This is a genomic window from Streptosporangiales bacterium (genome assembly GCA_009379825.1).
Taxonomy (GTDB): domain Bacteria; phylum Actinomycetota; class Actinomycetes; order Streptosporangiales; family WHST01; genus WHST01.
Window position 1 is genome coordinate 1 of record WHTA01000152.1, and the last position, 5,317, is coordinate 5,317.

A 5,317-nucleotide genomic window follows, 5' to 3' on the forward strand; every position below is an offset into this window, starting at 1 on the left:
GCTGTTAACCGCAGACAGGAGCGATCGATGACCCCGTTCGACATCGAAGTGCCGGATGCGGAGCTGGCGGACCTGCGGCAACGCCTGCGGCACACCCGCTGGCCCGACGCGCAGACCGTCGACGACTGGTCGCAGGGCGTGCCGCTCGAGTACCTGCGGGAGCTCTGCACGTACTGGGAGCAGGGGTACGACTGGCGCGTCCTGGAGAGCCGGTTGAACGAGCTGCCGCAGTTCCGCACCACGATCGACGGCCTCGGCATCCACTTCGTGCACGTCCGGTCGCCGCATCCGGACGCGTTCCCGCTGGTGCTCACCAACGGTTGGCCGGGCTCGCTCGTGGAGTACCTCGGCGTGCTCGGACCGTTGACCAACCCCACCGCGTACGGCGGCGACGCCGCCAACGCGTTCCACGTGGTGTGCCCGACGCTGCCTGGCTTCGGGTTCAGTGACAAGCCGGTCGCGCCTGGCTGGGGCGTGCAGCGGATCGCCGCCGCGTGGCTCACGCTGATGGGTCGGCTCGGCTACGAGCGGTACGGCGCCCACGGCACCGACTGGGGTACGAGCATCACGACGAGCATGGGTCAGCAGGCGCCCGACCGGCTCGCCGGCATCCACCTGGCGCCTCCGATCGCCGCGCCCGATCCGGCCACCTTCGACGAGCTGACCGCCGCGGAGCGGGACGCGCTAGACGCGCTCGCCCACGCGCAGAAATGGGAGGACGGCTACTCCGTCGAGCAGGCCACCAAGCCGCAGACGGTGGGCTACTCGCTGGTGGACTCACCGGCCGGGCTGTGCGCCTGGATCGTGGAGAAGTTCCAGTCGTGGACCGACTGCGAAGGCAAACCGGAGAACGTGCTCACCCGCGACCAGATCCTCGACAACGTGACGCTCTACTGGGTCACCAGGAGCGGCGCATCGTCCGCGCGGCTGTACTGGGAGAGCATCAGACAGGTGCAGGAGCGGTTCACCACGGCCACCGGCGACGTGGTGGAGGTGCCTGCCGGCTGCTCGATCTTCCCGAAGGAGAACCCGCGGCCGTCGCGTCGCTGGGCGGCCAACCGGTACACCGACATCCGCTACTGGAACGAGCTCGATCGCGGCGGCCACTTCGCCGCTCTGGAACAGCCGGCCGCGTTCGTGGCCGAGCTGCGCGCGTTCTTCCGCCTCGTTCGCTAGCGGTCGAGCTCGAAGTACGACGTGGTCCCGCCGGCCGTCCCGCTGGTGACCAGCCAGCCAGGGCCGGCGCCCATCAGGTGTTCACCAGGCACCGCGAACCGTTCCTTCCCGGTCTCCGCGGAACGCACTACGACGCCGTCGTTCTCGGTGTCGATGACCACGGAGTCGCCGACCACCGCCGCGATCCTGACCCGGTCCTCCTCGGCGGTCTGCCAGGCGGGCTCACCGGTGCGCACGTTCCAGACGCTGAACGGACCGGACTCGAGCGACTCCCGCGCGAGCACCCAGTCGCCAGCCACGGCGATCGGCTTCGCCTTGGACCTGCTCGTCCACCGTGGCGAGCCCGAGTCCAGATCGAGTATCGCCAACCGCCCGTCGGCGTCGTTGACGACGACGCTCCCCGAGTCCGGACCAGGTACGTGGTACTGGGAGAAGTCGACGCTCGGCCGTTCGACCACGCAGCTGCGCACGTCGGCTCGCCAGCTCCGCCGGCCGGTGCGCGCGTCGTAGCCGTCCAGGCGAACCCTGCACTGCTCGTCGTCGTTCGACCCGCGGCCGTGTGCGAGCGTCTTCCCCGTCACCGCCACGTTCTCGCGGAAGCTGGGGTCGGCGCCTTCCGGCATCGCGACGGCCGCCCGCAGCGACTTGCCCGTACGGGCGTCGACCGCTCGCCTCCGCCGGTCACCGCCCTCGCCGTAGAGCGGTACGTACGGGACCAGCCGGCCCTCCGCGGGCGGCCGCAGGCCGCCGTCGGCCGGACGCGGCCCTGCCTCGGAGGCGACGATCCGGCCGACGGAGGTGTCCGGTCTTGTCCACAGCGCCTTGCCGGTACGCAGGGCGCGCTTCGACATGGTGCAGCCGGTCTCGTTGGCGCCAGGACAGTCCCTCGTGTAGACGGCGTCGCGGAACGCGGCCACGCTGCCGTCCTCGTTCGACGCGGCGCGCTTCCACAACACCTTGCCGGTCTTCAGGTCGACCACCTCGACCCGGGCGGGGTCCGGCGAGTCGTCGCCGACGCTTTGGTCCACGAACGCCACCACACCGTCGGCGACCGTAGCCTGCTGCTCCAAACCCGCCGGACGCCGCCAGCGTTGCTTCCCGGTGCGCGCGTCCAACACCGTCAGGTGCTCAGACCCCTGCAGTGCCACCACACCGTCGACCACGGTTGCTCCGCTGAAGCTCCCGCTCGTGTGCGCGTCGGCGATCTGCTGCTGCCAGCGCGCCTCACGTGTCAACGTGGCCGACGTGGCCGGGGAGGTCGAGGAATCGGACGGTATCGGCAGCCCACCACAGCCGGCCAGCGCCAGGACCGCCGCGGTTGCCGTGACCGCACCACGGGTGCCGTTCAACGATGGTCCTCTCGACCCGGTTACGCGCCTGCCAGCAGCGAATGCTGCCACGGTGACGCGCGGCCGGCGATTCCGTTCCGGCCACCGCACGGAACGGCGTGCCGTTCACCAGTCGTGCATCGAACCGTCGGCGAGCCGCGCAACCGGTAGGTACGCCGGCTGGTACGGGTACTCCGCGGCGGCGTCCTCGTCGATGTCCACGCCGAGGCCGGGCTCCTCGCCCGGGTGCAGGTGTCCGTCCTCGAACCGGTAGGTGTGCGGGAACACCTCGTCCGTCGCCGTGGTGTGCGGCATGTACTCCTGGATGCCGAAGTTGGGGATCGTCGTGTCGAGGTGCAGTGCGGCGGCGAGGCAGACCGGCGATAGGTCGGTCGCGCCGTGCGACCCGGACCGCACGCCGTACAGCTCGGCGAGCGCGAAGATGCGACGCAGGTGGGTGACGCCGCCTGCGTGGGTGACGCTGGCGCGGACGTAGTCGATCAGCCGCTCGGTGACGAGCTGCTGGCAGTCGTACACCGAGTTGAACACCTCGCCGGTGGCGATCGGCGTGGTGGTGTGCTGCCTGATCACCCGGAACGCGCTCTGGTCCTCGGCCGGTGTGGGGTCCTCGAGGCAGAACAACCGATACGGCTCCACGGCCTTGCCGAGGCCGGCCGCCTCGATCGGCGTGAGCCGGTGGTGTACGTCGTGCAGCAGGTGGAAGTCGAAGCCGTGCGCATCGCGGACCGCGGCGAACAGCTCCGGTGTGTGGTTCAGGTACGCGGGCGTGGACCACAGCGTCTCCTCCGGCAGGCCGGTCGACGCGGGCTCGTACCGTTCGCCGTCGGAGCCGATGCCGTACGTGCCGCGGGTGCCAGGCACGGCCGTCTGGGCCCGGACGGCGCGATAGCCCCGCTGCAGGAACTGCCCGACCTGCGCCACGGTGTCGTCGATGCTCGCGCCCTGCGCGTGCCCGTACACCATGACCCGGTCGCGGCTGCGCCCGCCGAGCAGCTCGTAGAGCGGTAGTCCGGCCGCCTTCGCCTTGATGTCCCACAGCGCCGTGTCGATCCCGGCGATCGCCGTCATGGTGACCGGGCCCCTGCGCCAGTACGCGCCGCGGTACAGGTACTGCCAGGTGTCCTCGATCCGGCCGGCGTCGCGGCCGAGGAGCAGCGGGCGCACGTGCTCGGTGAGGTACGTGGCCACCGCGAGCTCCCGGCCGTTGAGGGTGGCGTCGCCGACGCCGGTCAGCCCGTCGTCCGTGGTGACCTTCACGGTGACGAAGTTGCGTCCCGGCGACGTGACGAGCACCCGTACGTCGGCGATCTTCATGTTCGTTCCCCCTGTCTCGTGCAGTCCACGATGGTCTTCAGCCCGGCGCCGCTCGCTGCGTGCCGGAACGCCTCGTCCGCCCGGTCGAGCGGGAAGGTCGCGGTGACCAGCCCGGCGACGTCCACCGCGCCGCGCTGCACGAGGTCCACCGCCGCGGGGAAGCTCGCCGCGTAACGGAAGGTGCCCACCAGGTCGACCTCGTACCGCTGGACGATGCTCAACGGCGCAGGGACGTCGCCCGTACGGACGGTGCCCACCAGCACCACCCGGCCGCCGGGTTCGGTCGCCGCCAGCAGGCCGGGCAACGCCGCCGCGGCCCCCGAGCACTCCACCCCGAGTGCCGCCCGCAGGTCACCGAGGTCCTCGGGGTGCGTCGCGGGTACGCCGAACGCGCGGGCGGCCGCGAGCCGGTCGGCGGCGAGCCGAGGCAGCTGCCGTTCTGGCAGAGGTTGTAGCGGCCGCCCACACAGCTGGCGCAGACCCGGCACGGCACGGCCGGCTCGACCACCACCCGGGTTCCGAGCAGGTCGGCCGGGCCGTCCGTGACCGTGCCGCCGATCTCGTGGCCGAGCACGGCGGGGCCGCGAAGCTCGTTGGTGCCGTTGCGGCCGTCCAGGTAGTAGTGCAGGTCGGAACCGCACAACCCCACGGCCTCGACCGCGACGAGCGCCTCGCCGGCCGCCGGCCGAGGGGCGGGACGTCGTTCGAGCCTGAGGTCCTTCGCGCCGTGCAGGACGGCCGTACGTACCGTCATTCGATGGTCAGCCCGAACACGCTGAGCGCGGTGTAGACGCCGAGTGCGGCGATGAGCAGGCTGCTGACGAGCAGGGCGACGGTGAACCAGGAGCTGCCGCGCAGTTCCTCGTCGACCTCCTTCTTGCGCAGGTACCAGGCCGCCACGGTGACGGCGACGAGGAACAGCCCACCGATGAACCCACCGGTCTGGATCATGAACACCGGCGCGGTGAAGTAGAGGTACGCCGCACCCCAGGCGATCGGGAACAGCACGGTGAACAGCCGCATCCAGCGCGTCCGCTTGGCGGTGTCGCGCCAGTCGAACCCGCCGCACAGCGCGACGGCGTTCGCGGCGACCCGCGCCCAGCCGGGCAGCGCGGCCCACAGCGTCGACCCGAGCACCGCGACCGCACCCACCAGGTAGACGATGCTCGCCCACTCGCCGAGCGTGTTGGTGTAGGTGTGCGAGAGCGTGGTGATCATCTCGTTGTCCTGGGGCACCAGGCCCTCCGGGTGCAGCACGGCCGCGCCCATGATGAAGAACGCCAGGGTGCCTACGGTGTAGACCACCCACGACAGGGCGGCGTCGCGGTACATCACCTTGATCCAGCCCTTCGCGCGCTGCTTCCACTCGGCGCTGCCGTCGTTCGGGCCGACCCACCGTGCGTAGCCCTTCTCGATGCACCAGTACGTGTAGTACGTGATCTCGTCCGAGGTCACCCCGGTCAGGCCGAACATCGCGA

The 5,317-nt window shown here is 70.9% G+C and carries 6 protein-coding genes; 1 reads left to right on the top strand and 5 read right to left on the bottom strand.

What is annotated here, in order from left to right; all coding sequences use genetic code 11:
* Positions 1-27: 27 nt before the first annotated feature.
* Positions 28-1,176 carry an alpha/beta fold hydrolase gene (locus GEV07_30630; protein MQA06865.1) on the top strand — a complete coding sequence of 383 codons (1,149 nt, stop codon included), beginning with the start codon at positions 28-30 and terminating at the stop codon, positions 1,174-1,176.
* Here the strand turns inward: GEV07_30630 and GEV07_30635 are convergent.
* The 5 genes from GEV07_30635 to GEV07_30655 all read right to left on the bottom strand — a co-directional run.
* On the bottom strand, positions 1,173-2,615 hold the full coding sequence (locus GEV07_30635) for a PQQ-binding-like beta-propeller repeat protein (GenBank protein ID MQA06866.1): 1,443 nt from the start codon (positions 2,613-2,615) through the stop codon (positions 1,173-1,175). The genes GEV07_30630 and GEV07_30635 overlap by 4 nt on opposite strands.
* A gap of 15 nt (positions 2,616-2,630) precedes the next feature.
* Entirely contained in the window at positions 2,631-3,839 is a 1,209-nt protein-coding gene (locus GEV07_30640) for a D-galactonate dehydratase family protein (GenBank protein ID MQA06867.1), read from the bottom strand.
* On the bottom strand, positions 3,836-4,144 hold the full coding sequence (locus GEV07_30645) for a hypothetical protein (protein ID MQA06868.1): 309 nt from the start codon (positions 4,142-4,144) through the stop codon (positions 3,836-3,838). Before GEV07_30645 ends, GEV07_30640 begins: the two co-directional genes overlap by 4 nt.
* Entirely contained in the window at positions 4,057-4,593 is a 537-nt protein-coding gene (locus GEV07_30650; protein ID MQA06869.1) for an alcohol dehydrogenase catalytic domain-containing protein, read from the bottom strand. The genes GEV07_30645 and GEV07_30650 overlap by 88 nt, the downstream gene beginning before the upstream one ends.
* On the bottom strand, positions 4,590-5,317 hold a 728-nt coding region (locus GEV07_30655; protein ID MQA06870.1), incomplete at its 5' end, for a divalent metal cation transporter. The genes GEV07_30655 and GEV07_30650, both read right to left, overlap by 4 nt.